The 26,428-nt window shown below is 65.4% G+C and carries 23 protein-coding genes; 18 read left to right on the forward strand and 5 right to left on the reverse strand.

Annotated features, from left to right (window positions below; translation table 11 throughout):
* Positions 1 to 67: 67 nt before the first annotated feature.
* Together BT115_RS16590 and BT115_RS16595 are read left to right on the forward strand one after the other, a co-directional pair.
* Positions 68 to 1,957, forward strand: a complete 1,890-nt coding sequence (locus tag BT115_RS16590; RefSeq protein WP_072323756.1) for an LTA synthase family protein — start codon at positions 68 to 70, stop codon at positions 1,955 to 1,957.
* Between the two features lie 275 nt (positions 1,958 to 2,232).
* A complete protein-coding gene (locus BT115_RS16595; protein WP_072323757.1) occupies positions 2,233 to 2,595 on the forward strand; it encodes a hypothetical protein in 363 nt (120 codons plus the stop codon).
* 356 nt (positions 2,596 to 2,951) lie between these two features.
* Here BT115_RS16595 and groL read toward each other — a convergent pair whose 3' ends face one another.
* Both groL and BT115_RS16605 read right to left on the reverse strand, forming a co-directional pair.
* Positions 2,952 to 4,595, reverse strand: a complete 1,644-nt coding sequence (gene groL, locus BT115_RS16600) for a chaperonin GroEL (protein ID WP_072323758.1) — start codon at positions 4,593 to 4,595, stop codon at positions 2,952 to 2,954.
* An 84-nt stretch (positions 4,596 to 4,679) separates the two neighbouring features.
* A complete protein-coding gene (locus BT115_RS16605) occupies positions 4,680 to 4,973 on the reverse strand; it encodes a co-chaperone GroES (protein ID WP_036110126.1) in 294 nt (97 codons plus the stop codon).
* Positions 4,974 to 5,180: 207 nt separating this feature from the next.
* Here BT115_RS16605 and cutA point away from each other — a divergent pair, with 207 nt between their 5' ends.
* The 7 genes from cutA (at position 5,181) to accC (ending at position 11,426) form a co-directional block, all read left to right on the forward strand.
* A complete protein-coding gene (gene cutA / locus BT115_RS16610; RefSeq protein WP_072323759.1) occupies positions 5,181 to 5,525 on the forward strand; it encodes a divalent-cation tolerance protein CutA in 345 nt (114 codons plus the stop codon).
* A gap of 49 nt (positions 5,526 to 5,574) precedes the next feature.
* Positions 5,575 to 7,806 (forward strand): protein-disulfide reductase DsbD family protein, encoded by a 2,232-nt coding sequence (locus BT115_RS16615; RefSeq protein WP_072323760.1) that lies wholly within the window; start codon positions 5,575 to 5,577, stop codon positions 7,804 to 7,806.
* A complete protein-coding gene (locus BT115_RS16620; protein ID WP_072323761.1) occupies positions 7,803 to 8,342 on the forward strand; it encodes a TlpA family protein disulfide reductase in 540 nt (179 codons plus the stop codon). Before BT115_RS16615 ends, BT115_RS16620 begins: the two co-directional genes overlap by 4 nt.
* Before the next feature lie 11 nt (positions 8,343 to 8,353).
* Entirely contained in the window at positions 8,354 to 8,908 is a 555-nt protein-coding gene (locus BT115_RS16625) for a DUF1415 domain-containing protein (protein ID WP_072323762.1), read from the forward strand.
* Positions 8,909 to 9,075: 167 nt separating this feature from the next.
* Complete coding sequence (gene aroQ / locus BT115_RS16630; RefSeq protein WP_072323763.1) at positions 9,076 to 9,525, forward strand: type II 3-dehydroquinate dehydratase; 450 nt, start codon at positions 9,076 to 9,078, stop codon at positions 9,523 to 9,525.
* 57 nt (positions 9,526 to 9,582) lie between these two features.
* Positions 9,583 to 10,050 (forward strand): acetyl-CoA carboxylase biotin carboxyl carrier protein, encoded by a 468-nt coding sequence (accB, locus tag BT115_RS16635; protein WP_072323764.1) that lies wholly within the window; start codon positions 9,583 to 9,585, stop codon positions 10,048 to 10,050.
* 11 nt (positions 10,051 to 10,061) lie between these two features.
* Complete coding sequence (gene accC / locus BT115_RS16640) at positions 10,062 to 11,426, forward strand: acetyl-CoA carboxylase biotin carboxylase subunit (RefSeq protein ID WP_072323765.1); 1,365 nt, start codon at positions 10,062 to 10,064, stop codon at positions 11,424 to 11,426.
* A gap of 111 nt (positions 11,427 to 11,537) precedes the next feature.
* Here the strand turns inward: accC and prmA are convergent, their stop codons facing one another.
* On the reverse strand, positions 11,538 to 12,440 hold the full coding sequence (gene prmA / locus BT115_RS16645) for a 50S ribosomal protein L11 methyltransferase (protein WP_072323766.1): 903 nt from the start codon (positions 12,438 to 12,440) through the stop codon (positions 11,538 to 11,540).
* Between the two features lie 78 nt (positions 12,441 to 12,518).
* Here prmA and BT115_RS16650 point away from each other — a divergent pair, with 78 nt between their 5' ends.
* The 3 genes from BT115_RS16650 to purH all read left to right on the forward strand — a co-directional run bounded on the left by BT115_RS16650 (position 12,519) and on the right by purH (position 15,465).
* On the forward strand, positions 12,519 to 13,346 hold the full coding sequence (locus BT115_RS16650; RefSeq protein WP_072323767.1) for a zinc-ribbon and DUF3426 domain-containing protein: 828 nt from the start codon (positions 12,519 to 12,521) through the stop codon (positions 13,344 to 13,346).
* 223 nt (positions 13,347 to 13,569) lie between these two features.
* A complete protein-coding gene (locus BT115_RS16655; RefSeq protein ID WP_072323768.1) occupies positions 13,570 to 13,803 on the forward strand; it encodes a helix-turn-helix domain-containing protein in 234 nt (77 codons plus the stop codon).
* Between the two features lie 72 nt (positions 13,804 to 13,875).
* Positions 13,876 to 15,465 (forward strand): bifunctional phosphoribosylaminoimidazolecarboxamide formyltransferase/IMP cyclohydrolase, encoded by a 1,590-nt coding sequence (gene purH / locus BT115_RS16660; RefSeq protein ID WP_072323769.1) that lies wholly within the window; start codon positions 13,876 to 13,878, stop codon positions 15,463 to 15,465.
* Positions 15,466 to 15,504: 39 nt separating this feature from the next.
* On the opposite strand, the gene BT115_RS16665 is transcribed toward purH, so the two are convergent.
* Positions 15,505 to 16,458, reverse strand: coding sequence for a bile acid:sodium symporter family protein (locus tag BT115_RS16665; RefSeq protein ID WP_072323770.1), 954 nt, complete (start codon positions 16,456 to 16,458; stop codon positions 15,505 to 15,507).
* A gap of 102 nt (positions 16,459 to 16,560) precedes the next feature.
* Here BT115_RS16665 and BT115_RS16670 point away from each other — a divergent pair, with 102 nt between their 5' ends.
* Both BT115_RS16670 and BT115_RS16675 read left to right on the forward strand, forming a co-directional pair.
* On the forward strand, positions 16,561 to 17,439 hold the full coding sequence (locus BT115_RS16670) for a LysR family transcriptional regulator (protein WP_255369461.1): 879 nt from the start codon (positions 16,561 to 16,563) through the stop codon (positions 17,437 to 17,439).
* Between the two features lie 43 nt (positions 17,440 to 17,482).
* On the forward strand, positions 17,483 to 18,181 hold the full coding sequence (locus BT115_RS16675; RefSeq protein WP_072323772.1) for a glutathione S-transferase: 699 nt from the start codon (positions 17,483 to 17,485) through the stop codon (positions 18,179 to 18,181).
* 35 nt (positions 18,182 to 18,216) lie between these two features.
* Here the strand turns inward: BT115_RS16675 and BT115_RS16680 are convergent, their stop codons facing one another.
* Positions 18,217 to 18,786: a DUF2782 domain-containing protein gene (locus tag BT115_RS16680; RefSeq protein ID WP_072323773.1), complete on the reverse strand. Its 570-nt coding sequence runs from the start codon at positions 18,784 to 18,786 to the stop codon at positions 18,217 to 18,219.
* A 65-nt stretch (positions 18,787 to 18,851) separates the two neighbouring features.
* On the opposite strand from BT115_RS16680, the gene polA reads away from it, so the two are divergent.
* The 4 genes from polA (at position 18,852) to BT115_RS16700 (ending at position 26,427) form a co-directional block, all read left to right on the forward strand.
* The gene (gene polA / locus BT115_RS16685) at positions 18,852 to 21,572 is read left to right on the forward strand and encodes a DNA polymerase I (RefSeq protein WP_072323774.1); all 2,721 of its coding nucleotides are present in this window, start codon (positions 18,852 to 18,854) and stop codon (positions 21,570 to 21,572) included.
* Positions 21,573 to 22,087: 515 nt separating this feature from the next.
* Positions 22,088 to 22,306 carry a hypothetical protein gene (locus BT115_RS16690; protein WP_072323775.1) on the forward strand — a complete coding sequence of 73 codons (219 nt, stop codon included), beginning with the start codon at positions 22,088 to 22,090 and terminating at the stop codon, positions 22,304 to 22,306.
* A gap of 107 nt (positions 22,307 to 22,413) precedes the next feature.
* Entirely contained in the window at positions 22,414 to 24,618 is a 2,205-nt protein-coding gene (uvrD, locus tag BT115_RS16695) for a DNA helicase II (RefSeq protein WP_072323776.1), read from the forward strand.
* Between the two features lie 93 nt (positions 24,619 to 24,711).
* Positions 24,712 to 26,427, forward strand: a complete 1,716-nt coding sequence (locus BT115_RS16700) for a molecular chaperone HscC (RefSeq protein ID WP_072323777.1) — start codon at positions 24,712 to 24,714, stop codon at positions 26,425 to 26,427.
* Position 26,428: the final 1 nt, after the last annotated feature.

A 26,428-nucleotide genomic window follows, 5' to 3' on the forward strand; every position in this document is an offset into this window, starting at 1 on the left:
ACCGGTTCATGTCCGCTGCGTTACAGTCCCCATCCCCTTCAAGACAGGGGCGTGACACGAGGACGTTATGGCTTACGATTCAAAAACTTGGCGCGATGTTGCGGCGCGCGTGACGCTGCCGCTATGCCTGGCCGTGGCCTTCGTCCTCTACACGGGCTTTCTCGATGGGAATCCGGGCGTGTCGAGCGCGGAGTGGGCGGATCGCCCGTGGCACCTGTTCGTCAACGCGTTTCCCGGCCTGCTGCTGGCGGCATTGCTCCTGGTGCTGACGCGCCGCGCCTGGCTGTCGTTCGGGCTCGCATTCATGGCGCAAGGCGCCGTTCTTGCCGTCAGCGCCATCAAGATGAAGAACCTCGGCGCGCCCCTGCTGCCGGCGGACTTCCGCATGGTCGGGCAACTGAAGAACGGTGGCCTGCATCTCCTTGGCGGTTACCTGCCCAGCAGCCCGCTTCCCTACCTGGCGATCCTTGCCACGCTGGGCCTGATCGTTCTTATCGCGCGACTCGAGCCACCGCTGTTCGCACGCCACACGCATCGCCGTGTCGTCACGGGCGTCACGCTGGTCGCGCTGCTCGGCACCTTGCTGGCCGGCGTGCCTGCGTGGTCCCACATGTACGACAAGAATCGCCTTGGCATGCAGCCGTGGTCCGCGGCGGGTAACGCGCAGTACAACGGCGTGGTTACCACGATCATGCAGTTCCGCCTGCAGGATGCGGGAAACAAGCAGAAAGCCGATCCGGCCGAAGCGTCGCGCTTTCTTGCGGACACCAGCGCCGACCTGCGCCAGCATCTTGCCGATGCCGCATCGAACGATCGCCAGGCGCCGGACATCGTCGTGATTCAGAGCGAGTCATTCTTCGACCCGAGCGTCATTCGCGGCCTCGAACATGAGGACCTTGCGCCCAACCTGCACCGCCTCGCCGAGCACGCAAGCGCGGGCAACCTGCACGTTCCCACGTTCGGCGGCGGCACGATCCGCACGGAGTTCGAGGTGCTGACGGGGCTTTCGCTGCGCTACTTCCCCACGATGCAGTTCCCCTATCTGCAGATGCATTCGACCGTCGTGCCGAGCATGGTCCGCACGTTGCGTTCGCACGGCTACGAAACCATCGCGGTGCATGGCAACGATCCGTCGTTCTGGAACCGCACCGCCGCGTTCCGCTCGCTGGGCTTCGACCGCTTCGTCTCGCAGGCGGATTTCCCGAAAGGATTCCGCCGCGACGGCGAATACATGGCCGACAGCGCCATGACCGACGAGATCATGAGCCAATTGAAGGATTCGGGGCCGCCGCGCTTCGTCTTCGCTATCAGCATGGAAGCGCATGGTCCCTACGACAAGACGAGCAACGTGGACCAGCGCGAGCGAGACGCAATCCCCGTGCCCGACGGCATCAGCGACGATGCGAAGCTACAATTGCGCAACTACATCTATCACATGCGTCACGCCGACGCGGAGCTGGGACGCCTCGCGGAACTGCTGAAACAGCGCGAGCGGCCGACGCTCCTGCTGTTCTACGGCGATCATCTGCCGGCGCTTACCGAGACCTACGACAAGCTCGGCTTCGTCAATGGCAGCAGCATGTTCACGCAGACGGTGCCCTACGTGTTGGTGGATGCGCACGGCGACGGCCCTGCGCCCAAGCAGGGCGATCTCGCCGCCTGGATGCTCCCAGGCAAATTGCTCGAACAGGCCGGCGTACACGACGACGCCTATTTCGCCCTCACGCAAGTGGTCGCGCCGAAGCTGGCCGCGCTCACCCATGCGCCGGATGCTCCCTCCCCTCCGCTGGACGCGATGCAGAAGTACGCCGACGTCTCGATGAGCAACGTGGCGATGCTGCGGTTCAAGAAGAAGCTCGATCCGCTGATGGCGCAATACGTCACGCCGGATGCGACCACGGTCGCGCGGGAGCCCGGCCAAGCCGAACAGAGCGCGGCCGAAGGCGTCCACCAGTAGTCACGCTCTTTGAGCGGGTGCGACGACCCTCGACATCGCCCGCTTAATGTACTGTGTGGGCGCAACGCCGGGGCGGAGTGCCCGTTGCGCTTGCAAAGCACACGGACTCAGCGAAGATCCATAAGCGAGCCAGCACGGTTGGAGTGGCATCCCCCTTGGCAATCAACCAAGCCCGAACGCGTTTCTTCATTGAAGAGGAGGGAGCCCCCGATGCGTTCGCTCTCTCCGAGTGGAGGGGTGCAGTCTTGGACAGGAATCGCTATGGTGTGCACCGCATGCCACGACAGCTCTGGGAAGCGATTCGCATCGTTTTTCCGGAAGCTGCTTTTCTGGTTTGTGGTTATGCGCCGGTAGGCCAGCCCGAACCACCCGAAGTGCTCATCGACACCGACTGGGATGCGTTCGCCGCAGACGGGCGTAATCCTGCCAACGTTTCTCCCGAATGGGTCGCCTATTATCGCGACGGAAACATGGCGATCCTCGCTGGCTTTGATCTCACCATTGTCGGATTCCCGTTTGTCGTTGCTGACAAGATCGATCAGGTTCTTGCGATGGAAGGAACGAATCTCCGCGAGTTGACTCGCGAGGAGTTTGGTCACGAGAGCCAGTGGCCTTTCCTGGCGACCGTCGTGAAGTGATGCTGCCCCCTAGATCGCTGGTGGACTTGGCATCACCTGGCACCCAACGACCGTCAGATTGTCGCAAGGTCTCTCGCCGCTATAGCGGCTCCCACGAGGCTTCAGCCTTTAGCCATTCCGCATGACACCGCTACGCCGGGAGGAGCCGTCGGACGCCGTTTTCGGAACGGCTCCGCACGGAGGCGTAGGCCGGAGGAGGACTTAGTGACGAAAATGGCGCGCGACGGCTCCGTGCCGCCACGCCCACAAGCAAACGTAATGGCGAAGCCGAGCGTGTAGCGGCAGTTATCCACAAAAAAAGCCCGGCTTTCGCCGGGCTTTTCGTTCTAACGCTATAGGCTAGCGAACGGAAGGACTTAGAAGTCCATACCGCCCATGCCACCCATGCCGCCCGGACCACCGTGGGCGTGGCCTTCGTCCTTCTTCGGCAGCTCGCTCACGGCCGCTTCGGTCGTGATGATCGAGCCGGCCACCGAGGCGGCGAACTGCAGCGCCGAACGCGTGACCTTGGTCGGGTCCAGGATGCCGAAGGCGATCATGTCACCAAACTCACCGTTGGCAGCGTTGTAGCCGAAGTTGCCCTGGCCTTCCTTGACCTTGTTCAGCACCACGGACGGCTCTTCGCCGGCATTGGCGACGATGGCGCGCAGCGGGGCTTCCAGGGCGCGACGGGTGATGGCGATACCGAGGTCCTGGTCCGGGTTCTTGCCCTTCAGGCCTTCCAGCGCCTTGAGCGAACGGATCAGGGCGACGCCGCCGCCCGGGACTACGCCTTCCTCGACGGCCGCGCGCGTGGCGTGCAGGGCGTCTTCGACGCGAGCCTTCTTTTCCTTCATCTCGACTTCGGTCGCGGCGCCGACCTTGATGACGGCAACGCCGCCGGCAAGCTTGGCAACACGCTCCTGCAGCTTCTCGCGGTCGTAGTCGGAGGAGGTTTCCTCGATCTGCGCCTTGATCTGCTTGATGCGCGACTGGATGCCCTCGGCATCGCCGGCACCGTCGATGATCGTGGTGTTTTCCTTGGTGATCACGACGCGCTTGGCGCGGCCCAGATCGTTGATCGTGGCCTTGTCGAGCGCCAGACCCACTTCCTCGGAGATGACCGTGCCGCCCGTGAGCTGCGCGATGTCTTCCAGGATGGCCTTGCGACGATCGCCGAAGCCCGGCGCCTTGACGGCAGCGACCTTCACGATGCCGCGGATCGTGTTGACGACGAGGGTCGCCAGGGCTTCACCCTCGACTTCCTCGGCCACGATCAGCAGCGGCTTGGCTGCCTTGGCAACGGCTTCGAGCACCGGCAGGAGCTCGCGCACGTTCGAGATCTTCTTGTCGTGGATGAGGATGAACGGGTCGTCCAATTCAACCTGCTGCGACTGCTGGTTGTTGATGAAGTACGGCGACAGGTAGCCGCGGTCGAACTGCATACCCTCGACGACGTCGAGCTCGTTCTCGAGGCCCGAGCCTTCCTCGACCGTGATGACGCCTTCCTTGCCGACCTTCTTCATCGCGTTGGCGATGATGTCGCCGATGTCGGCATCGGAGTTGGCCGAGATGGTGCCGACCTGGGCGATCGCCTTGTCGTCGGCGGTCGGGTTGGAGAGGCTCTTCAGCTCGCCGACGGCGGCCGTGACGGCCTGGTCGATACCGCGCTTCAGATCCATCGGATTGATACCGGCGGCCACGGCCTTGAGGCCTTCCTGGATGAACGCCTGGGCCAGCACGGTCGCGGTCGTGGTGCCGTCACCCGCGACATCGGACGTCTTGGAAGCGGCTTCCTTCACGATCTGCGCGCCGATGTTCTCGTACTTGTCGGCGAGTTCGATTTCCTTCGCGACCGAGACGCCGTCCTTGGTGACGGTCGGGGCGCCGAAGCTCTTCTCGAGCACGACATTGCGGCCCTTCGGGCCCAGGGTAACCTTGACGGCGTTCGCGAGGGTGTTGACACCCTTCAGCATGCGAGCGCGTACGTCTTCGCCGAAACGGACTTCTTTAGCTGCCATAAAAATTTTTGCCTCAAAAATTTTTGAAATAAGGAAAGGGGTTCTTAATCTTGCGACTGACTACCCAAAGGGGAGCCGCGAAGATCAGCCCTCCAGAACCGCCACGATGTCGTCTTCCTTCAGGAAGACCAGCTCTTCGCCGTCGACCTTGATCTCCTGGCCGGCGTACTTGCCGAACAGGACCACGTCGCCTTCCTTCACACCCATCGGGCGGAGCTGACCGCTGGCAAGCAGCAGGCCGGTACCGGCAGCGATGACCTTGCCGCGGGTGGGCTTTTCGGTGGCGCTGTCCGGGATGACGATGCCACCGGCGGAAACACGCTCTTCCTCAAGACGCTTGACGATGACGCGATCGTGCAGCGGGCGCAGTTTGCTCATGACTTCTCCAACCATGTGATTGACAGACAAAGGATTTGGTCCACCTTGTTAGCACTTGGCCCAGGTGAGTGCCAGAATTCTAGCCAAAGCACTCCCTTCATCGGAAGGGCCTTGGGCGTGCCCCACCAATGGTGCCGCCGACGAAACCGTTCAAGGGGGCGGGTACAACATTGGTGCTTCGCCCATGTCCCGCCCACAATGGGCGGCATGTCCGAAGCCATCGTCATTCTCATTGCCTGCCCGCCCGGCGACGTGCCGGCCGCGCTCGCCAGCGGCCTTGTCGAGGCCGGCCTCGCCGCCTGCGTGAACCACCTGCCCGGCATGCGGTCCACCTACCGCTGGGAGGGCAAGGTGGTCACCGACGCCGAAGACCTCCTGCTGGTGAAGACGGTCCGCGAGTCCTTCGCGGCCGTTGAAGCCTTCGTCGCCGCGCACCACCCGTACGAGGTGCCGGAGATCGTCGCGCTGACCATCGCGGCGGCCCACGCGCCGTATCTCCGCTGGCTGGAGACCTCGGTCCTTGCAAGCCAATACGGAACCGCCCGGTCATAATGACCGACGCCCACCGCGGTTCGTCACCGCGTCGATCCATGGAGTCGCCATGACGTCGTTTGCCCGCCTCGTGCGGAACCTGGTCGCTGGCCTCGGTCTGTTGGCCGTCGCCCTTCCCTCGCTCGCGCAGGACGATGGCGACCTGCTGCCGGTCACCCAGGCCTTCCGGCTCACCTCCGATGCGAGCCAGCCAGGGATGGTGAAACTGCACTGGCGGATTGCCCCCGACTATTACCTCTACCGGGGGCGGATCAAGATCAAGGCCGCCGATCCGGGCGTGACGCTGGGCCAACCGACGCTTCCCGATGGCCTCAAGAAACACGACGAGTACCTCGGCGACGTCGAGATCTACCACGGCGATATCGAGGCCAGCGTGCCCTACACGCTGGCCGACGCAGGCACCAAGACGCTGGCGCTGGACGTGCAGTACCAGGGCTGCCACGAGGTGGAGCCCAAGATCTGCTACCCGCCGAACACCGAGCACCTGAAGCTCACGATCGGTGGGGCGTCCACCATCCGCTCGCCCTCGCCCGCCCCCGCCGCACCGGCTGCCTCGGGTGCTGCACTGCTCGGTGCGCCCGCCTCTACACCTGGCGTGGAAGCCCAGCCGCTGCCGGCTGATCAGGCGTTCCGCTTCGAGGCCCTGGTCAAGGATCGCCAGAGCGTTCTGCTGCGCTGGACGATGCCCAAGGACTACTACCTGTATCGCGACAAGACGCAGATCACCGTGACCTCGCCGGCTGGCGTGTCTGCCGGTGAACCGGACTGGCCCAGCGGTACCGCGCACCACGACGAACACTTCGGCGACACCATCGTCTATTTCGACCAGGTGGAACTGCCCGTGCCGCTGCAGGGCGCGGGTAGTGCCACGTCGGTCGGACTCGACGTCGCCTACCAGGGTTGCCTCGAGAACGGCATCTGCTATCCGGTCATGAAGCGTCACGTGACGCTCGATCTCGCTGACGGCACGGCCTCGGTCGGCGCGGCTGACGAAGCGCAACCCGCCGCCGCCCCGGCCGACGTCGCCCCCACGCCGCCTCCGGCAGGCATGGGCACCGGTGGTGACGAGGCACCCGTCGGCTTCATCGCTGCCATCGGTCTCGCCCTGCTCGGCGGCCTCGTGCTCAACCTGATGCCCTGCGTCCTGCCGGTGCTTTCGCTCAAGGCCGTCACCGTGCTGGAAAGCGGTGAAAGCCAGACGGCCGCACGTCGCCATGCGCTCTGGTACACGGCTGGCGTGCTCGTGGCCTTCGCGGCGCTGGGTCTGGTGATCGTCGGCATCCGCGCCGCTGGACACGGCATCCAGTGGGGCGCGCAGTTCCAGCAGCCGCTGGCGATAGGTTTGCTGGTCTACGTGATGCTCGCCGTGGGGCTGTCGATGTCAGGCGTGTTCGAGATCGGTGGATCGCTCGGCAACGTCGGCAGCGGCCTCGCGGCGCGCTCCGGCCCCGTCGGCGATTTCTTCACCGGCGTGCTGGCCGTGGTGGTCGCGAGCCCGTGCACGGCGCCGTTCATGGGCTCGGCCATTGCCTTTGCGTTCGCTGCGCCGCCCGCGGTGGCCTTCCTGATCTTCCTTGCGCTGGGCCTTGGCCTGGCGCTGCCTTTCCTCGTCATTGGCTTCGTGCCAGCGGTGGCCCGACTGCTGCCGCGACCGGGCCGCTGGATGGAAACACTGAAGCAGGCGCTCGCGTTCCCGATGTATCTCACGGCGGTCTGGCTGCTGTGGGTGCTGACCAAGCAACGCGGGGCCGACGCCACCGCACTCGTGCTGGCTGGTGGCGTGCTGCTGGCCATGGCGCTCTGGTGGTATGGCCGCAGCCGCGGCGGGCGGTTGTCCTGGGTGTTCACGACCGTGCTGGCGATCGGCGCCGCTGCTGCGCTGTGGGTGGTGCATGGCCTGCCGGCCGCGTCCACCACGACCGTCGCCACCGATGGTTCGATCCCGTATTCGCCCGAGAAGCTGGCCGAGCTGCGCCGCAACGGCACGCCGGTCTTCGTCGACATGACCGCCGACTGGTGCATCACCTGCAAGGCCAACGAGAAAGCCGTGCTCGACACGTCAGCCTTCAAGGATCTGCTCAAGCGCACCGGTACGGTGTACATGAAAGGCGACTGGACCGACGTCAACGGGACCATCGCCGCCTTCCTCGAGCAATACCATTCGGTCGGCGTGCCGCTTTACGTCGTCTACCCGAAGGGCGGCGGCGACGGTCGCAAGCTGTCCACGGTGCTCACCTACGACCGAGTCGAGGCAGCGCTGCAGGCCGCCGCCGGCCCATGACACGAAGCGTCACCGCCTGGATCGTCGCGCTCGCCATCGCGGCCGGCGCGCTCGGTCTGTACCTCGAACACCGCCGCCTGAATCCGCCTCCGCCGAATGGCGTCACGGTGGCCGACGTCGGTGAACGGCCGGCGGAAGCCACGTTCCTCACGGTGGACGGCAAGCCCCGCCAGCTTTCCGACTGGCGCGGCAAGCGCCTGCTCATCAACTTCTGGGCCACGTGGTGCGCGCCGTGCCGACGCGAGATGCCGCTGCTCAGCGAGAACGCCGCACGCTATCGCGATCGCAACGTCGCGATCGTCGGCGTAGCCGAGGACAACGCCAGCGCGGTGCGCACCTACCTTGGCGACAAACCCGTCAACTACCCCATCGTGCTGGCCGACTCGGAAGCGCAGGGAGGCTCGCTGTCATTCGGCAACACGCGGCGGGTCTTGCCGTACAGCGTCCTCATCGGCGAGGACGGGCGTATCCTCCGCCGCAAACTTGGCGCTTTCTCGCAGGCGGAACTCGACGAATGGCTCACCCCCGACCGATGAACGACGTACCCATGGATGCCCTGCCCACGCCCGACGAGGTGATCGACGCCACCCGCCGCTGGCTCGAACGCGCGGTGATCGGTTTGAACCTCTGCCCTTTCGCGAAGGCCGTGCACAAGAAAGGGCAGATACGCTACGTCGTCAGCGAGGCCACCCAGCCCCTGCAACTGCACGCGGATCTGGTCCGGGAACTGGAAACCCTGCGCGACGCGGACCCGGAAGCCATCGACACTACACTGCTGATCCATCCGGGCGTGCTCGCCGACTTCATGGACTTCAACGAATTCCTCGAAGTGGCCGACGACACCGTGGCCGACCTGGCAATGGAAGGCGAGATCCAGGTTGCCAGCTTCCATCCCCATTTCCAGTTCGAGGGCACCGCGCCCGACGACGTCACCAACTACACCAACCGGTCGCCCTACCCCACCCTTCACCTGTTGCGCGAAGCCAGCATCGACCGCGCGGTGGCAGCCTTTCCCGATGCGGCGTCCATCTTCGAGACGAACATCGCCACGCTGGACAAGCTGGGCGCGGAAGGGTGGAAGGCGTTGTTCGCAAAGCCCTGACGGCGCGCTGCGGAGCCCTCACCGTACCGGCGCAACCATACGGCGGCGTCTGGAAAGACGTGATCTCCAGCGATCTGCGGCGAACTTCACCGAACTGGACAAGGCTGGCCGACAGGCGCACACTGCGCGGCGTTTCCGGCACCCCGGACCTACGGTACAGGTGAACAGTGGCCAGGATCCTCGTCCTGCACGGACCCAACCTCAATCTGCTCGGCGCACGTGAGCCTTCGGTCTACGGCCACGAGACCCTGGCCGACATCAACGCGTCGCTACAGGCGCGCGCTCAGGCCGCAGGGCACGACCTCGGCTGGTTCCAGTCGAACGCGGAGCATGAGCTGATCGGCCGGATCCATCAGGCGCGCGACGAAGGCACCGCGTGGATCCTCATCAATCCCGCCGCGTTCACGCATACGTCGGTGGCCTTGCGCGACGCGCTGGCCGGAGTCGCCATTCCATTCATCGAGATTCACCTGTCGAATCCGCACGCACGCGAGCCATTCCGGCACCACTCGTACGTGTCGGACATCGCCACCGGCGTGATCTGCGGGCTGGGTGGCGACAGCTATCGCCTGGCGCTGGAAGCCGCCCTGCTCCGCCTCGCCGTACCGGCTGCCTGACCCTTTTTTCGCGATCCGCCCCGCGCGGATCGCTTACATCACCAGAAGGTTTGACCCATGGACCTGCGCAAGATCAAGAAGCTCATCGACCTGCTCGAAGAGTCCAACCTCGCCGAGCTGGAAATCAAGGAAGGCGAGGAAGTGGTTCGTCTCTCGCGCGTGCCGAAGGGCGGCGTTGCCGTCGCCGCGCCGCAGCCGATGATGGCCGCTCCCGTCGCCGCCGCGCCGGCCGCTCCCGCAGCGGCACCGGCCGCAGCGGCCGCGCCGGCTGCCGATGCCGGGCTGCCCCCGGGTCACGTCGTCAAGGCACCCATGGTCGGCACGTTCTACGCCGCCTCCACGCCCGGCGCCCCGGCGTTCGCCACCATCGGCAAGCAGGTCAAGGCCGGCGAAACGCTCGGCATCATCGAGGCCATGAAGATGTTCAACCAGATCGAGGCCGATGTGGCCGGTACCGTCGTCGCCATCCTGGTCGAGAACGGCCAGCCGGTGGAATTCGACGAACCGATGTTCGTCATCGCCTGAGGCCACCACTGATGCTCGAGAAGGTCGTCATTGCCAACCGCGGCGAAATCGCGCTGCGGGTGCTGCGCGCGTGCAACGCGCTCGGCATCAAGACGGTCGCGGTGCACTCCACCGTCGATCGCAACCTCAAGCACGTCGGCCTTGCCGACGAATCGGTATGCATCGGGCCAGCACCTTCGGCCGAGAGCTACCTCAACATTCCGGCCATCATCGCCGCGGCCGAAATCACCGATGCCGGCGCCATCCATCCGGGATACGGCTTTCTCTCCGAGAACGCCAACTTCGCCGAGCAGGTGGAGAAGTCGGGCTTCGTCTTCATCGGCCCCACGGCCGACGTCATCCGTCTCATGGGTGACAAGGTCGAAGCGATCCGCGCCATGAAGGCCGCCGGCGTGCCGTGCGTGCCGGGCTCGGGCGGTCCGCTCGGCGAAGACGTGGACGAGAACATCCGCATCGCGCGCGAGATCGGCTATCCGGTCATCATCAAGGCAGCGGGCGGTGGCGGCGGTCGCGGCATGCGCGTGGTGCGCACCGAGGCGCATCTCGCCAACTCCATCGTCATGACGAAGCAGGAAGCCAAGGCGGCCTTCAGCAACGATCAGGTCTACATGGAGAAGTTCCTGGAAAATCCGCGTCACGTGGAGATCCAGGTGCTCGCGGACGGCCAGGGCAACGCCATCCATCTGGGCGAGCGCGATTGCTCGATGCAGCGCCGCCATCAGAAGGTGGTGGAGGAAGCACCGGCCCCGGGCATCACGCCGGAACTGCGTGCACAGATCGGCAAGGTATGCGTGGATGCGTGCATCCGCATCGGCTACCGCGGTGCAGGTACGTTCGAGTTCCTGTTCGAGAACGGCAAGTTCTACTTCATCGAGATGAACACGCGCATCCAGGTGGAGCATCCGGTCACCGAACTGGTCACCGGCATCGACCTGGTGCGCGAGCAGTTGCTCATCGCCAGCGGGCACAAGCTATCGATCCGCCAGGAAGACGTCGTGCTCAACGGCCACGCCATCGAGTGCCGCGTGAATGCGGAAGACCCCGATACCTTCATGCCCAGCCCCGGCACGGTGAAGCGTTTCGAGGCGCCGGGTGGTCCCGGCGTGCGTGTGGATACGCATCTGTACGACGGCTACCGCATTCCGCCGAACTACGACTCCATGATCGGCAAGATCATCGTCCACGGTCCGGATCGCGCCACCGCCATCGCGCGCATGCGCATGGCGCTGAACGAGACGGTGATCGAGGGCGTGAAGTGCAACATTCCGTTGCAGCAGCGGATCATGGCCGACGCCGGTTTCCAGCAGGGCGGCCAGAACATCCACTATCTGGAAAAACGGATAGCGGAGCAGAAGGAAACACCGCCGCCGGTGTGATGCAACTCCTGTGGGAGCCGCTATAGCGGCGAGAGAATCCACGTCGCGGCCACACCGCTTCGTAGGCTTCTCGCCGCTATAGCGGCTCCCACAACAGGAGCGACAGGCTACTCAATCGGATTTGCGGTAGCCACTGATGCGCACCCAGTCTTCCAAGGTGCGTACTTCCAGATCCTCGAACCACTCCGCGTATCGCTTCAGCAGATCGTCGTGCTGGCCGTGCAGAATGCCGGAGAGGGCGAACGGCGCGCCCGGCTTCACGGCCGCGGCGAACGTCGGTGCCAGCTCGCCCAGCGGGCCGGCAAGAATGTTGGCGACCAGCACGTCGGCCAACGCCTCGGGCGCCTCGCCCGGCAGATAGACGTCCAGATCGCCAGCGACGCCGTTGCGCCCCGCGTTGTCGCGCGACGCCAGCAACGCCTGCGGATCGTTGTCGATGCCGGTAGCGCGCAGGGCGCCGAGCTTCAACGCCGCGATCGCGAGGATGCCCGAGCCGCAGCCGTAGTCGAGCACGTGCTTGCGCGCCAGCTGCTGACCATCGAGCCATTCCAGGCACATGGCCGTCGTCGGGTGGGTGCCCGTGCCGAAGGCCAGACCCGGATCGAGCCGCACCACCACGATGTCGCCATCCACGGGCGGTTCGATGTTCCACGGATAGACCCACAGGCGACGGCCGAACGGCATCGGCTTGAACTGGTCCATCCACGCGCGTTCCCAGTCCTGGTCCTCAACGACGCGCCACTCGATATGCGACGGCTCGATGAACGGCAGGTCGTCCGCGATGGCCGCTGTGAGGCCGCGACGATCGGCGTCCGCGTCGAACAAGGCGTTCAGCACGATCTGCTTCCACAGGGGGATCTCGCCGACGCCTGGCTCGAAGATCGCCTCTTCGTCAGGCGTCTCCGCATCGGCGTCCTGCAAGGTAATGGACAGCGCGCCGAGATCCTCCAGCGCGGCTTCGACGCGCGGCTGTTCGGCAGCGCGGATCGTGAGGGAGAGTTCGAGCCAGGGCATCGTGGGCCATCCAGGTAAGAGGTGACGATTCTAGAGCCTGTTTACCCTAGGGAGCGGCGCGGCCGTTATGATCGGCCGATGTATACGCAGTGCCCCGAGTGTCTCACCGTCTACAAACTGGAAGCGGAACTGCTGGTTCCCGCGTGCGGCTGCGTGCGCTGCAGCCATTGCGAGACCGTGTTCAACGCCCTGGGCACGCTGGCCGCGCAGTTGCCTCCAGAACCGTTCACGCGGCTGACCGAGCACGCACTGGACCGCGATCCGCCGCTGGCTGGCGTGGCAGTCTTCCGCCCCCGGCCGGCAACGGAAGACGTGGCGCCCACGCCGCTGGACGAACCCGCCAACACGGACGGGGATGCGTTCGACACGCACGACGACGCCGAAGATTTCTCGCAGCTCACCTTCACGCCGCGCTTTGCAAAGCCGCGTCGCCGCTCCTGGCGCACGGCGGCATGGGTGCTGGTCTGCACGACGCTGGTACTCGGCCTTGGCGCCCAGCTTGCCTGGGCGAAGCGCGACGTATTGATCGCCGATGCAACCGTCGGGCCGATACTTGCTTCCGCGTGCGATGCGTTGGGTTGCCGACTTCCCCTGGTTTCCGCGCCGTCGCAATTGCGCCTTCTCGCACGCGATGTGGAACAGCATCCATCCGTGCAGGATGGCTTGCTCATCACCGCCAGTGTGCACAACGACGCCGCCTTCGCGCAGCCCTATCCCGTGGTGACCATCGTGTTGTCGGACGCGAACGGACAACGCCTCGCGATGCGCCGATTCCAGCCGGAAGACTACGTGGGCGACGCGGCCATCCGCGCGCGTGGCCTTGCCGGTGGTGCCACGACCGCCATGGTCTTCGAGGTGCAAGACCCGGGCCAGCGCGCCGTCGCCTTCGCCTTCAGTTTCGACTGAACCGTTCGAAAAAATTTCTTTTTGCAAGCCTGCCTTTCGCCGTCGGGGGCGAGTACACTCGGTCCCCTTCGCGACATCCGGCCCCTCCCATCGAGGTGCGTCCGAGCCGCACCCAAGCGACCATACGACAAGAACCGACCGGAGCCTGCGTTCCGGCCTGCGAGAGGGGAATGCCTTGAACGCTGTGAGACTGACTGCCGGCGAGGCCGCCAACGAGACCTCCATGCAGAGCGCCCTCAGCGAATGTGTCAGTCGTACGGTTCGTCGCTACCTCGCCGACATCGGCGACACCGAATTTGGTGAAGGGCTGCATGCCCTCGTCATCCGCGAGGTCGAAGGTCCGCTGCTTCGCGAAGTGCTCGCCTTCCACGAAGGCAACCAGAGCCGCGCCGCTGCGGCGCTCGGCATCAACCGCGCCACCTTGCGCAAGAAGCTCGCCGCTCACGGCCTGTCCTGATCGCCGCACCCCGGCGGGCCGCGCGAGCGTCTGCGCGGCTATAATGGCGCGCTTTCCTCCCCGGAAGTGCCCATGCCCACGCCCGATCTCGTCCCCGTTCGCCGCGCGCTCGTCAGCGTTTCCGACAAGCACGGCCTGACCGACCTCGCCCGCCGCCTCGTCGCCGCGAATGTCGAGATCCTTTCCACGGGCGGTTCAGCCAAGGCACTGCGCGAGGCCGGCATCCCCGTCCGCGATGTAGGCGACCTCACGGGCTTCCCCGAGATCATGGCCGGCCGTGTGAAGACGCTGCACCCGCGTGTGCATGGTGGCTTGCTCGGCCGCCGCGGCATCGACGACGCCGTGATGGCCGAACACGGCATCGAGCCGATCGATCTGCTCGTGCTGAACCTCTATCCGTTCGAGCGCACCGTCGCCGACCCGGCCTGCACGCTGGACGACGCCATCGAGAACATCGACATCGGCGGGCCTGCCATGCTCCGCGCCGCTGCGAAGAACTGGAACGACGTCGGCGTGCTCACCTCGCCCGACCAGTACGACGAGGCACTGGCCGAGATCGAACGCCAGGGTGGATTGAGCCGCGCGACGCGCTTTCGTCTTTCCGTCGCCGCGTTCAATCGCGTGTCGAACTACGACGCTGCCATCAGCGATTACCTCTCGGGGCTGACGCTCGACGATGCTCACGCGGGCATCGCGGCACACGCCACGTTCCCGCAGCAGTCGAACGGCCGCTTCGTGAAGGTGATGGATCTGCGCTACGGCGAGAATCCGCATCAGGCCGGCGCGTTCTATCGCGACCTCTACCCGGCCCCCGGCACGCTCGCCACGTTCCGCCAGTTGCAGGGCAAGGAACTGTCGTTCAACAACATCGCCGATGCCGATGCGGCATGGGAATGCGTGCGCCAGTTCGATGCGCCGGCTTGCGTGATCGTGAAGCACGCCAATCCGTGCGGCGTGGCTGTGGCCGCCGATCCGCTGGCTGCCTATGAACTGGCCTATGCCACCGATCCGACGTCCGCATTCGGCGGCATCATCGCGTTCAATCGTCCGCTCGACGCGGAAACCGCGAAGACCATCCTGAAGCGCCAGTTCGTGGAAGTGCTGATCGCGCCGGCCGTCGAGGCGGGCGCGGTGGACGAAGCGGCGAAGAAGGCCAACGTGCGCGTGCTCGAGATCCCCGCGGGCGACGGCCGCAACACCCACGACGTGAAGCGCGTGGGTTCAGGGCTGCTTGTGCAGACGGCCGATCATCGCCAGGTCGAGCGCGACGAACTGAAGGTCGTCAGCCGCCGGCAGCCGACGCCAGCGGAACTCGACGACCTGCTGTTCGCCTGGCGCGTTGCGAAGATGGTCAAGTCCAACGCGATCGTCTACGCGAAGGACCACCGTACGATCGGCATCGGCGCGGGCCAGATGAGCCGCGTCGTGAGCGCGAAGATCGCGGGCATGAAGGCAGAGGAAGCCGGTCTTGTCGTGCCGGGCAGCGCCATGGCGTCCGATGCGTTCTTCCCGTTCCGTGACGGCATCGACGCCGCGGCTGCCGCAGGCATCCGCGCAGTGATTCAGCCGGGTGGCTCGATGCGCGACAACGAGGTCATCGCTGCCGCCGACGAGCACGACATGGCGATGGTCTTCACTGGCGTGCGTCACTTCCGGCACTGATAAACACCGTGGGAGCCGCGATAGCGGCGAGATATGTCCCTATCTCGCCGCATAGCGCCGTGCCAGCACAGCACACGTCATCAGCTGGATCTGATGGAAAAGCATGATCGGCAGCACGATCAAGCCCAGCGGGTGGCCCGCGAAGAGCACCTTCGCCATGGGCACGCCGGAAGCAAGGCTCTTCTTCGAGCCGCAGAACACGATGGTGATCTCGTCTTCCCGGCTGAAACCGAGCGCACGCGCACCGTAGCGTGTGGCAAGCAAGGCGCACGCAAGCAGCACCGCATTGACCAGCACGAGCCCGCCGAGCACCGGCAGCGGCAACTGGTGCCACAATCCCTGCAACACCGCAGCGCTGAACGCGGTGTACACCACCAGCAGAATCGAACCACGGTCGACGAACGTCAGCAGCGTTGCGCGGCGGCGCACCCACTCGCCGATCCAGCGCCGTGACACCTGCCCTGCCACGAAGGGCACGAACAACTGCACGACGATCGCGCCCACCGAGTGCCACGACAGCGCACCGCCGCCTGTGCCGGCGATCAGCAAGCCGACAAGCAGCGGCGTGATGAAGATACCGAGCAGGCTGGATGCCGAGGCCGAGACGATCGCGGCCGACACGTTGCCGCGCGCGATGGAGGTAAACGCGATCGACGACTGTACGGTGGAAGGCAGCGTGCACAAGAACAACACGCCGAGATACAGGTCCGGCGACACCAGCGGTGCGAGCAACGGCTTCAACACGAGGCCGAGCACGGGAAACAGAACAAAGGTACTGGCGAGCACGGTCAGGTGCAGGCGCCAGTTCGTCATGCCTGCCACCACCGCTTCCCGCGGAAGCTTGGCCCCATGCAGGAAGAACAGCAGGCCGATGGCGATGTCAGTGATGACTTCGAAGGCATCCGCGGCGACACCCCGGCACGGCAGCAGGCTCGCCAGCAGCACAGTGGCAATCAGCGAGAGGGTGAAACCATCGGGAAGGAAGCGGCGCATGGCGGCGGGCTGAGGAAAGAAGCCGTCATTGGAGCGCCGGACAATCCATAAGGCAAATCGTTTTATCTGATCCGGTGATACATTTAACGCATGAATGTTTCCATGCGTCAGCTCCGCGCCTTCCTGGCCGTTGCCAGCCATCGTCACTTCCGCCGCGCAGCGGATGCATTGCACCTCACCCAGCCCGCGGTGAGCCGGCTCATCGCCGATCTGGAAGGCGAACTGGACGTGCGGTTGTTCGATCGCAGCACGCGCGAAGTCGTGCCGACCGAGGCCGGCCGGTACCTCGAACAAGCTCTCGCGCGCGTGCTTGACGAACTGGACGGCGTCCTCGCGCACGCGCAGAGCCAGGCGGACCCGCTACGTGGCCGCGTACGGATCGCCGCGGTACCGACGCTCTCGGCGGGGCTGGTTCCCGCTTGCATCGCCCACTGCGCCAAGGCGCATCCCTCGCTGGAAATTCTTCTGCGCGACCAGACCCAGGCGCAGGTGCTGGACGCCGTGCGCGGCGGCGAGGTGGATTTCGGTCTTGGCGTGGAGCCTGCGACAGCAGAGGAATTCGACACGGAAACCATCCTGCATGACCCGTTCCACCTGGTCTGCCGCGAGGATCATCCGTTCGCCTCGCGCACGAGCGTGCCGTGGAAAGCGCTTGCGCAGGCACGGCTCGTGCTGCTCGACCACACATCGGGCAGCCGACGACTCATCGATGCCGCCTTTGCCGACCGCGGCATCGCCATGGACGTCGCGCTCGAGGTCGGGCATCCGCACACCGCGTTCCGCATGGTCGAAGCGGATCTCGGCGTCACGGTGACGCCTGCGCTTTCGCTCGATGCCCTGCGGCCGGGCCTCGTCGCCGTGCGGCTGTCACCCGAGGTGCGCCGCGAGGTCACTTTGATGCGCCGCCGCGCCCGCTCGCTGACACCCCCGGCGCTCACCGTCTGGACCGTCTTTCGACAGATCGCACTCACGCTCGCTTGAACGCGGGCGTTCCATGCTTCGACAACCGCCGTGGAGGACGACGATGAGTTATCGGCTGTATTACTGGACCGGCCTGCAGGGCCGCGGTGAATTCGTTCGGCTGTGCCTGGAAGACGCCGCAGCGCCGTATGTCGACGTGGCGCGCAAGGAAGGCGACGAAGTCATGGCTGCCTTTCTCGACGGCGACGAGGCCGGCGCCCTGCCTTTCGCACCGCCGTTCCTCAAATCCGGCCGGCTGGTCATCGCGCAAGTGGCGAACATCCTGCAGTACCTCGGGCCGCGCCATGGGCTCGTGCCGGACAGCGAGTCGGCGCGCCTCTATGCGCACCAGTTGCAACTGACGGTGACCGACCTGGTCGCCGAGGTGCACGACACGCACCACCCCGTCGCCACCGGGCTTTACTACAAGGACCAGCGCGACGAAGCGAAACGCCGCTCGAAAGACTTCCGCGAGAACCGGATTCCCAAGTTCCTTGGCTACTTCGAGAACGCGCTATCCCGTGGTGGTGGAAAGCACCCGCTGCGCACGCATTCGTACGTGGACCTGTCGTTGTTCCAGGTCATGGCCGGGCTCGACTACGCCTTCCCGAAGGCGATGGCGAAACAGAAGCTGCCGCTGCTTCGCGACCTGGCAAAACGCGTGGCTGACCGGCCTCACGTGGCCGCTTACCTCGCTTCGGATCGTCGCGTGCCGTTCAACACCAATGGCATCTTCCGGCACTACCCGGAGCTGGATGGCTGAACGCCCCGCCAGTTGCGGGGCGTTCCAGCGGTCGTTCAGTTGGAACCGGCGGGCTTCGGCGCGGCGCCCCACTCGTAGACCTTGTAGTACACCGGGTTCACCGGGCCGTTCTTCGGGTCGTGGTGGAGCTTGCCGTCCGGATCGGCCATGTAGGTCTGCGGCACGCCGTTCTTCGGGGTGACGACCACCATGAACAACTTGCCGCCCGTGCGGTATTCCTCAACGCGGTCGTCACCCTGTTGCCGCACTGTGACCTGCGGGGCCTGCTGGCCGCGCGCGTCTACCGCGCCGTTGTCCTGCATGGAGGGCAGCGCCACGGCCGAGCGGGAGCCACTGCCGGAAGCATCCGAGGTGGCGGGCGTGGTCTTGCCGTCCTGGGCCTGGTCGTACGGCACCGGCCGCTCGATCGGCTTGGCACCGGAGCGATCCGGCTCGCCCTCGCGCACACCAGGATCGTTCAGCCCCGGCGGGGGCGGGGCCGGCTTGAACGATGCCGGATCCTGCGCATTCTGGGCGACGGCGGGCAGCGCGAAGGCCAGGGCGAGCGCGGCAACGAGAGCGTGCGAGCGATTCATGAGGATCTCTCCGAGCGGGGCGATGAGCATAGCAATTCCTTCCCCTTTGGCGACGTGAACCGACGATCCACGTACGACCGTGAGAGAATCCGGGGATGCCTACGCTCACGCTCATCGACGGGTCGTCGTACCTGTATCGCGCGTTCCACGCGCTGCCTCCCCTGACCAATACCTTTGGCGAGCCCACGGGCGCGCTGTTCGGCATCGTCAACATGCTGCGCACGACGATGAAGGCCGGTTCCGATTACGTGGCTTTCGTCTGCGACGCACCGGGCCGCACTTTCCGCGACGATCTCTACCCGGAATACAAGGCCAACCGCGCCGCCATGCCGGACGACCTCCGCGCACAGATCGAGCCCATGATGAAGATCGTGGGCGCACTGGGCTTTCCCATCATCTGCGTACCGGGCGTGGAAGCCGATGACGTGATCGGCACGCTGGCTCTTCAGGCCGCGGATCAGGGCATCGACACCATCATCTCTACCGGCGACAAGGACTTCGCCCAGTTGGTCAGCGCGCACATCGTGCTCATCAACACAATGACCAACACCACGCTGGACATCGACGGCGTCATCGAGAAGTTCGGCGTGCGTCCGGAGCAGATCGTCGATTACCTCACCCTCGTGGGTGACAGCATCGACAACGTGCCGGGCGTGGAAAAGTGCGGCCCCAAGACCGCCGCGAAATGGCTTGCCGAATACGGCAACCTCGACGCGATCTTTGCGAATGCCGACAAGATTGGCGGCAAGATCGGCGAGAACCTCCGCGCCGCCATGCCGCGGCTGCCGCTGTCGCGTGAGCTGGTCACCATCCGCACGGACGTGCCGCTGGAGCACGGTCCTGCCGATCTGCACATGCGCGAGCGCGATGTCGAAGCCTTACGCGAGCTGTACGTCCGCTACGACTTCAAGGCGGCGTTGAAGGATCTCGACGCGGCTCAACCCGCGCCGTCGTCGCCCGCCGTCGTGGCGGCCGTCGCCGAGCCGACCGCGCCATTGCCCGTGGCGCTGGAAGGCGAGTACGAGATGGTCGTCACCGAAGATCGCCTCGCCGCTTGGCTGGAGAAGCTGGAAACGGCGCCGCTCATCGCCTTCGACACGGAGACGACCAGTATCGACGCCATGCAGGCAGACATCGTCGGCATCTCGCTCGCCGTCGAGGCGGGCAAGGCAGCGTACATTCCGCTGGCGCACGATTACCCAGGCGCGCCGGCGCAGTTGCCGAAAGAGCACGTACTCGGCGCGCTGAAACCCATCCTCGAAGACCCGACGCGACCGAAGGTCGGTCAGCACGGCAAGTACGACATCAACGTGCTGTCCCACTACGGCATTGCGCTGCGCGGCCTTGCGCACGACACGATGCTGGAATCCTACGTATTCAACGCCACCGCCACGCGTCACGACATGGATTCGCTCGCATCGCGCTACCTCGGCTACACGACGATCAAGTACGAACAGGTCGCCGGCAAGGGCGCGAAGCAGATTCCCTTCTCGCAGGTGGACTGCGACACGGCCTGCCGATACGCCGCCGAAGATGCGGACATCACGCTGCGCCTGCACGAGGCGCTGTGGCCGAAGCTCGAAGCGGAGCCATCGCTGCGTAACGTGTACGCCGACATCGAGATTCCGCTGGTGCCCGTGCTGGCGAAGATGGAGCGCACCGGTGTCCTCATCGACGCCAACGTACTGCGTCTGCAGAGCCAGCAACTCGGCAAGCGCATGGTCGAGCTGCAGAAACAGGCTTATGCCTCGGCCGGTCACGACTTCAACATGGACTCGCCGAAGCAGTTGCAGGCCGTGCTGTTCGACGAACTCGGGCTTGCCGCGAAGATCAAGACGCCCACGGGGCAGCCATCCACGAACGAGGAAGCACTGGAAGCCATCGCGGACACGCATGAATTGCCGCGCCTGATCCTGGAATACCGTGGTCTCGCGAAGCTGCGTTCCACGTATACCGACAAGCTCGCGGGCATCGTGAATCCGCGCACGGGCCGCGTGCATACCAGCTATCACCAGGGCGCCGTTGCGACCGGGCGCATCAGTTCATCGGACCCGAACCTGCAGAACATTCCCGTACGCACGGAGGAAGGTCGCCGCATCCGCCAGGCCTTCATCGCGCCAGAGGGCTGGCGCATCGTCGCCGCCGACTATTCGCAGATCGAACTGCGGATCATGGCCCATCTGTCCAACGACGAGGGTCTGGTGCGGGCGTTTCGCGAAGGCGGCGACGTGCATCGCGCCACGGCCGCCGAGGTATTCGGCGTCACGCCAGACGAAGTGACGGCGAACCAGCGCCGTGCGGCGAAGGCGATCAACTTCGGCCTCATGTATGGCATGAGTGCCTTCGGCCTCGCGCGCCAGCTCGGCGTGGACCGTGGCGAAGCGTCGGATTACATGGGCCGGTATTTTTCGCGCTATCCGGGCGTGCGTGCCTTCATGGATGCCACGCGCGAGCAGGCCCACCGAGACGGCTTCGTGCAGACGCTGTTCGGCCGTCGTCTGTACCTGGAGAACCTCAAGTCGCGCAATCAAGCCTTCCGGGCCGGCGCCGAGCGCGCGGCTATCAACGCGCCCATGCAGGGCACCGCGGCCGACATCATCAAGCGCGCGATGATCGCCGTCGCCGCGTGGATCGAGCCTCGCGACGACGTGCGCCTGCTGATGCAGGTGCACGACGAACTGGTCTTCGAGGTTCGCGAGGACGCCGTCGATGCCATCCGTGCCGGCATCGAGGAACACATGACCGGCGCCGCTCAACTCAGCGTTCCGTTGCAGGTCGATATCGGCGTGGGCGCCAACTGGGACGAGGCGCACTGATCGATTCTGTAATATTTCCGTTAGCCAAACGACACGCGACGAACGCAAGCTGCTGAAAAATCTGCCCATGAATACCGGCTGACTTTTTTTCGTGCCGACTTTGCAACTTTCGACGCATCCGGACGTCTATATCCTCGGACGCACGCAACGGCGTCCCATCGGTGGACTCCACCTCCCTGGAGTCACCCTGTGGATGGCCCGATCTTCCCCTGGATCGGGTCTTCCCCCGGCCCCGAGAGCTTCCCCTGGCTCTCGGGGTTTTTTTGTCTATTGGGGCGGCCTTGTGGGAGCCGCCATGGCGGCGAGAAGCCTACAGAGCAAAGGTGGGAGCCAGCCTGCTGGCGAAAAGCCAACGAAGCGGTGTGGCAGCGAGGCGAGTGCCCCATCGCCAGCAGGCTGGCTCCCACCGGCAAGTTCTCCTCGCCGCGAGGGCAATCCCCCAAGAGCGACGCACACGAAATCTGCACGGTCTCGACCGCATTCTCTGCGCCACATCGACCGAGGGAGGAATCGCAATGCGCGCAGGTCTCATCATCGTCGGCGTCATCCTGATCGGTCTCGGCCTCTGGGTAACGCTCGGTAACGGCAGCTATCAGAAGACAGACACGGTCGCGTCGATCGGTTCGGCCAAGATCCAGGCCACCCACGACAAGTCCATTCCCCAGTGGGTAGGCATCGCGGGCATCGTGATCGGCGGCATCGTTGCCGTCGCGGGTATCGCGCAGAAGCGCTGAGTGCGACACCGCAGGCGGGGCCCCCGGGCTCCCGCCTGCATGCGGTGCAATGACGTTTGTGAGCAGGCGTCTCAGCGGCTGCCCATCGTCGCCGCTACAATGGGCCGATGGATGTTTCCCACCTGCTCGATTCCCTCAATGACGCCCAACGCGAGGCCGTCAGCGCCCCGCCCGGGCATTATCTGATCCTGGCTGGCGCGGGCTCCGGCAAGACCCGTGTACTGACCAATCGCATCGGCTGGTTGACCCAGGTCGAGCGCGTGCCGCCTTGGGCGATTCTCGCCGTCACCTTCACCAACAAGGCGGCGGGTGAGATGCGTGCGCGACTGGACAGCGTCATTCCCGGGGGCACCCAGGGGCTGACAGTGGGCACGTTCCACGGCATTGCCCACCGCCTGCTGCGTCGGCACTGGCGCGAGGCGGGGCTCGTGGAGGGCTTCCAGATCCTCGATTCCGACGACCAGCAGCGGCTCATCAAGCGGGTCATCGCGGGCATGGGGCTGGACGAGGCGCGCTTCCCGCCGCGCCAGGCCGCGTGGCAGATCAACAACTGGAAGGACGAAGGCAAGCGTCCGGATTCGATCGAGCATCGCGATCATCCGGTGACGCGCACCTTCATCGAGATCTACAAGACCTATGAGCAGCAATGCCAGCGCGCGGGCCTGGTCGATTTCGCCGAACTGCTGCTGCGCGCGCACGAGTTGTGGCTGAAAGATCCGCAAGTCCTCAAGCATTACCAGGAGCGCTGGCGCTATCTGCTGATCGACGAATTCCAGGACACGAACACGCTGCAGTACGCGTGGATACGCGTGCTGGCCGGCACCACGGGCCAAGCGTTCGTCGTCGGCGACGACGATCAGGCGATCTACGGCTGGCGCGGTGCCAAGGTGGAAAACGTGCAGCAGTTCCTGCGCGATTTCCCGGGTGCGAAGACGATTCGCCTCGAACAGAATTACCGTTCGACCTCGACGATCCTCAAGGCCGCCAATGCCGTGATCGCGCGCAACGGCGGCCGGCTCGGCAAGCAGTTGTGGACGGACGGCGGTGAGGGCGAGCGCATTGCCCTGTATGCCGCGTACAACGAGCAGGATGAAGCGCGTTTCGTGATCGAGCGTATTCGCGAATACATCGCGGAGCACGGCAACGCGCGCGACTGCGCCATCCTCTATCGCTCGAACGCACAGTCGCGCAACTTCGAGGAGCAGTTGATCCAGCGCGATCTGCCGTACCGTGTGTACGGTGGCTTGCGCTTCTTCGAGCGTGCGGAAATCAAGGATGCCCTCGCCTATCTGCGCCTTGCCTCCAACCGTCACGACGATGCCGCGTTCGAGCGCGCGGTGAACACCCCGCCGCGTGGCATCGGCGATCGCACGCTGGACGAACTGCGCCGTCGCGCACGTGCCGACAGCAGCTCCATGTGGGAGGCGTCCCTCACCGAGGTATCGATCGGTTCGCTGGCCGGACGCGCCAAGAATGCGGTGAAGGCGTTCGTCGCCCTCATCGACGAACTGGCCCGCACCTTCGCCGGACGCGCGGAAGACAGCACCGACGAAACGCCGACGGCACTCGACCTCGCCGAGCAGATCGAGCACGCGATCATTCATACCGGCTTGCGCGACTTCTACGAGAACGACAAGCGCGGCAACGGCGAAGCACGCGTCGAGAACCTGGACGAGTTGGTCAACGTCGCCAGCCGCTTCGAGATGACGCCCGAGGACGTGGACGCCGGGCTCAACGAGCTTTCGGCCTTCCTTTCGCATGCGGCGCTCGAGGCAGGCGAAGGTCAGGGCGAAGCCTGGGACGACTGCGTCCAGTTGATGACCCTGCACTCCGCGAAGGGCCTCGAGTTCCCGGTGGTGTTCCTCGTCGGCATGGAGGAGGGGCTGTTCCCGAGCCAGCGCTCCACCGAGGAAGAGAACCGCCTGGAAGAGGAACGGCGCCTGGCCTATGTCGGCATTACCCGAGCCCGCGAACGGCTTTACCTCTCGCATGCGGAGTCGCGCCGCATGCACGGCACGGAGATGCTGGCCCGGCCATCGCGGTTTCTGGGCGAGATCCCGCCCGAGCTGATCGACGAGCTGCGTCCCCGGGTGCAGGTCTCACGCCCCGCCTACGCCGACCGCTTCGCCGCCGCGCCAGCGCTGGAATCGTCCCCGATACGCCTGGGCCAGCGGGTCAGTCATCCCACTTTCGGCGAAGGCACCATCGTCAGCGCGGAGGGCGCGGGAGCGCACATGCGCGTGCAGGTGAACTTCGAGGATGCCGGGAGCAAGTGGTTGGTTTACGCTTACGCCAATCTGACCGCGTTGTAGGGGCTCCAACGTCGGCCAGCCCGCCTCGCCCCGAGGCGGGCCGGTTCGCACGGCAAGGGACAGCGTGGCGCGTGCATGCAAGGAACGGAACGCATGATCGTTGGCATCGACCTTGGCACCACCCATAGCCTCGTCGCGGCGTGGATCGACGGCGCGCCGCGCCTGATTCCGAACGCCTTGGGCGGCATGCTGACGCCCTCGTGCGTGGGCGTCGACGAGGATGGCAGCATCCTCGTGGGACACGCTGCGCGCGAGCGTCTGCAGACCCATCCCGATCGCACCACGGCCTTGTTCAAGCGCTACATGGGCAGCACGCGCACCGTGCGTCTGGGCGATCGCGACTTTCGCCCCGAAGAACTCTCGGCGCTGGTGCTTCGTTCACTCAAGGCGGATGCAGAAGCCTTTCTGGGTGCGCCGGTCACGGAGGCCATCATCACCGTGCCCGCGTATTTCTCGGATGCGCAGCGCAAGGCGACACGCGTCGCTGGCGAACTCGCCGGCCTCGCCGTGGAGCGCTTGCTCAACGAGCCTACCGCGGCGGCGCTGGCCTACGGCCTGCACGAGGCGGAGCGTGAGACCCAGTTCCTGGTGTTCGATCTGGGCGGAGGCACCTTCGACGTGTCGATCCTCGAGATGTTCGAGGGCGTGATGGAAGTGCGCGCCAGCGCGGGCGACAACATGCTCGGCGGCGAGGACTTCACCAGTCTGATCGCGGACCTCGCTTTCGCCAACGGCATACCGGACGAGGCCCGCAACGACGCGCTGTTCATGCAGCGGCTTCTGGCGCGCGCTGAAACGGCCAAACGCGACATAGGCGCCAACGGGTCGGCCAGCTTCGAGACCAGCTACGGCAAGCACACTGCCACGGTGTCTCTGGACCAAGCCGCGCTGGAGAAGCTCGCACAGCCACTGCTCAATCGCTTGTGGCGCCCCATCGAACGCGCGCTGCGCGATGCCCGCATCCGCGCCGCCGATCTCGACAACGTCGTGCTGGCCGGCGGCGCGACGCGCATGCCAATCATCCGTGCGCTGGCGACACGCATGTTCGGGCGCTTTCCCGCGGTGGGCCACGACCCGGACCAGGTGGTCGCCCTGGGCGCCGCCGTCCAGGCCGGCCTCAAGATGAAGGATAAGGCCCTCGAAGAAATGGTGATGACCGACGTGTGCCCATACACGTTGGGCACCGAGGTCGTGCGATTGCTGGATAACGGCACGCAGGCAGCCGGTTTCTTCGCGCCGGTGATCGAACGCAATTCGGTGGTGCCGATCAGCCGGGTACAACGCTTCTCGCCCGTGTCGCCGCAACAGAAGCAGATCCGCATCGGCGTCTACCAGGGCGAATCTCGCCTGGTGCGCGACAACGTCGCCCTTGGCGAGATCCTGCTGCCGCTGGAACCTGGTCCTGGCCATGCGGAAGGCGTGGATGTGCGCTTCACCTACGACGTCAACGGTCTGCTCGAAGTGGAAGTGACGGTGGTCGCTACCGGCGTCAGGCGTCAGTTGGTCATCGAGAGCGGCGAGGCGCACATGTCGCCCGAAGAGATTGCGCGCCGCCTCGCGGCGCTTTCTGCCTTGAAGATCCATCCGCGCGACACATTGGAAAACCGCACGCTGCTGGCGCGCGCCGAGCGCCTCTACGAGCAGTTGCTCGGCGGCGTGCGCGATCAATTGGGCGAATTCATCCTGCGCTTCGAGCAGGTACTCGCCACGCAGGATCCCCGCCGCATCGCGCGCGACGCCGCGGCCTTCCGTGAGACGCTGGACACCATCGAGCGCGACTACCGCTTCACCCCGACACCGGTGGAATGAG

The sequence above is a fragment of the Luteibacter sp. UNCMF366Tsu5.1 genome (assembly GCF_900119235.1).
GTDB classification, from domain to species: domain Bacteria; phylum Pseudomonadota; class Gammaproteobacteria; order Xanthomonadales; family Rhodanobacteraceae; genus Luteibacter; species Luteibacter flocculans.